Origin of the sequence: Geitlerinema sp. CS-897, assembly GCF_028368005.1 — a bacterium.
Taxonomy (GTDB): domain Bacteria; phylum Cyanobacteriota; class Cyanobacteriia; order Cyanobacteriales; family Geitlerinemataceae; genus Baaleninema; species Baaleninema simplex.
This window is the reverse complement of the sequence record NZ_JAQNCQ010000312.1, coordinates 1-3028: the sequence shown is the minus strand read 5'-3', so window position 1 is coordinate 3028 and position 3028 is coordinate 1. Positions and strand designations below refer to the sequence as shown.

Below are 3028 nucleotides of genomic sequence, written 5' to 3'. Positions count from 1 at the left end.
GTCCTGGCTTGTGCCATCCCCCTTTCGTCGTACTTTGGCCGTTACGCTAAACAGATACTGGAGATGCCGGGGATCTGGAAATTGAGTGCGCCCAATTCGATGAATTTACATAATTGAGATGCACCCTCAAAAAGTCTTCATCACCTTCCCCCTTAGCCCCCCTTGGTAAGGGGGGTTGGGGGGATAGAGGGGCTTGTCCGGCTGGGTAAAACCAGTGTTTAAGTCCTCGACGCCGCTCGGCCTCAACGCTGAGCGGCGTCGAAGTGTTCGGCGAGCGCTCAGTCGAGCTGCTGAGCGAAATCGAAGCGTTGAAATTCAGATTCCGTATGACTTTTTTGGTTTGCCTTAAAACGACATCACAAAGATATATAGCCAGCCCAACTGATTCGTGAAATTCTGTAATCTAAAATAAAAGTGCTGTAGCACGGCGATCCCAACTACAGAGGGCGTTCACAACTCAAATGATTCTGCTATATAGGGCAACCCTAAATCAGTTGTGTGACAAAATCGGGTAGGGTAAGCTCATCTAATTGTGTAGCCAATTCACTTGACAAACAAAACAAAATGTCTATCAGGTTAGATTGAATAAATTTGGTTAAGATCGAGATGCACCCGTTGATAAGATCTCCCGAGAGCTAATATTCAGAGTTTTCGGTAACACCGTGTTGTAATTAAATGAGGATGGAAGACTTCGAGGAAATTGGATTGCAAGACTTTAAAAAAGTTTTCTACAATTTCAGGATCGTCTAAATGGAAAGGGAATTCGTTCCCAAAGCCTTTGGAAAAATACCAGTTGACGAGTAATTTACCGTCGTCGCTCAACAATTTGGAGAATTGCAATAACTGCAAACTGGGATCTTTCAAATGTTCCATGACATCGAAACACATAATCGTATCGAACGGATCGTCATCGTCCAACGTCGATGCCACGTGGAGTTTGTCTGACAAACCCAACTGTTCGGCTCGATAGCGGACGAACTGGCAGTTCGTGGGATTTAAATCTAAATAGAGAACCTCTCGCACCTCGGGACAAGAGGCCGCAGCGATCGCGTGGGTTCCGATACCGCCGCCGAAATCCAAAACTCGACCTTTTGCAAAATCAGCAATCAAGCGCACCATATCGCCGATATAGTCGCAGCTTTCGAGATGCCACGCCGCCAACTCGAAAATATAGGCCGTTCCCACGCGATCGCGGTAGAAATCGCCCACCAGTTCCCAATCGAAGTGCTGGCCGAGTTCGGCGACGGCGTGACGGCGTTCTTGCAGTTGAGTTTGCAGCGTCTCGCGATCGAGCTTCAAAAACGTTTGTAAGTGATCTTCGAGATCGAAAGAATTCGTCCAGTAAGCGTCTAGAAAGTCTGGTTTCGGGGCAGTTAACATAGAATGACCGACAGAGTGACTGACACGCCAACCGCGCGATGTAGGGAGCGATCGGCTCGCTCTCGCTTGGGTTGAAGCTCTTTGACATTGTAGAGGTAGAGGGGAAGTTTTAAGATGCGATCGCCATCGAAACACGGACTGTTCGGCATCTGGTCAGTTCTCCTGTGTGGTTGGCTGCTGACGGCCTGTCAGTTCGCGGCGACGGTTCCGAACGATATCGTCCAACTGACCCTGTGGCACGGGATCAACCCGCCTCCGAATCGGGATATTTTCAACGAATTGGTCGAGGTCTTTAACGCCGAGCATCCCCAGATCGAAGTGCGTCCCCTCTACGTGGGACAACCCGACCAACAACTCCCCAAAATCCTTACCGCCGTCGTCGGCGACGCCCCCCCCAACCTCCTTTGGTTCGGACCGTCGATTACAGGACAATTGGTCGAGTTGGGAGCGTTGCGTCCCATCGAAGACTGGTTTGCCAATTCTCAGGCCAAAGCGAAGCTCGACCCTTCGCTGCTCGACGGAATGACCCTAGACGGCCGCATTTGGTCGATTCCCATGGCCGCGAACAACGTGGGATTGTTCTACCGTCCGAGCTTGTTGGAAGCGGCAGGCGTGACCGAACTTCCCGACACCTGGGAGGAGTTGCGACGGGTGGCCGAACAACTGACCGAAGACCTCGATGGGGATGGAACGATCGATCGCTACGGCTTGTTACTGCCGCTCGGGAAAGGCGAATGGACGGTGTTCGCCTGGCTGCCCTTTTTGTACGGTACGGGAGGCGAAATTATCGACGGCGATCGCCCCAATTTGTTCAACTCCGAAGCGATCGCGGCGTTGCAGTTTTGGGCGGATTTAGTGGCTGACGGCTCGGTGGCTCTGTCGCAACCCGAGCGAGGGTACGAACTCGACGACTTTCTTAAAGGTCGCGTCGCCATGCAGTTAACCGGTCCTTGGACGCTGGGACAGTTAGAGCAAACTGGGGTCGATTACGCCGCGATACCGATTCCCGCTGGTACCGAACGGGCAACTGTGGTCGGCGGCGAACACCTGTTCGTGACTCGAACGACCCCCCGAGAAGAAAATGCCGCGTTAGAATTTCTCGACTTCGTTCTCAGCGATCGCTTTCAAATTCAGTGGGCGTTAGGAACGGGCTATCTTCCCGCCTCGCTGTCGGCCCGTCACAGCCAACGATATCGTGCTTACGTGGCTGAGCGGCCGCTTCTCGACGTGTTTCTCAAACAAATGTCCTGGGCGCGATCGCGGCCGATCTTGCCCAATTACGCTCGCCTGTCAAACAGTTTGGGACGAGCCATCGAGCAAACCTTACTCGGACGCGATCCCGCCACTGCCCTCGAAGACGCCCAGCAACGAATCGAACTCGTTTGGCCCGAGGACGCGTCCTCGAAGCCGAGCGATCGAACTGCGCGATCGTATCACTAACTGTGCCTTAGTGGTGCAGAAAAGTCCTGAAACCCTTGTGAGAAAAGATATTGCTGTATTATACTCCATCCGTTTCCGATAAGCTAGTGCAGCGTCAACTCTAAGAATTAGGGTTAACGGGAGTATTGAGGTAATCTGTAGGGAGCGAGCCGGAGTCCCATGCAGAAAAAATACATTGTGCGCCTGACAGCAGAAGAGCGTCATCAGC

At 52.3% G+C, this 3028-nt stretch carries 2 protein-coding genes; one reads left to right on the top strand and one right to left on the bottom strand.

Translation table 11 applies throughout. The annotated features are described in order from the left end of the window. Nucleotides 1-642: 642 nt before the first annotated feature. Nucleotides 643-1380 carry a class I SAM-dependent methyltransferase gene (locus tag POG22_RS19940; protein WP_063717528.1) on the bottom strand — a complete coding sequence of 246 codons (738 nt, stop codon included), beginning with the start codon at nucleotides 1378-1380 and terminating at the stop codon, nucleotides 643-645. 114 nt (nucleotides 1381-1494) lie between these two features. Between POG22_RS19940 and POG22_RS19935 the strand changes: the two genes are divergently transcribed. Continuing rightward, complete coding sequence (locus POG22_RS19935; RefSeq protein WP_063717529.1) at nucleotides 1495-2820, top strand: ABC transporter substrate-binding protein; 1326 nt, start codon at nucleotides 1495-1497, stop codon at nucleotides 2818-2820. The last annotated feature ends 208 nt before the right edge of the window (nucleotides 2821-3028 follow it).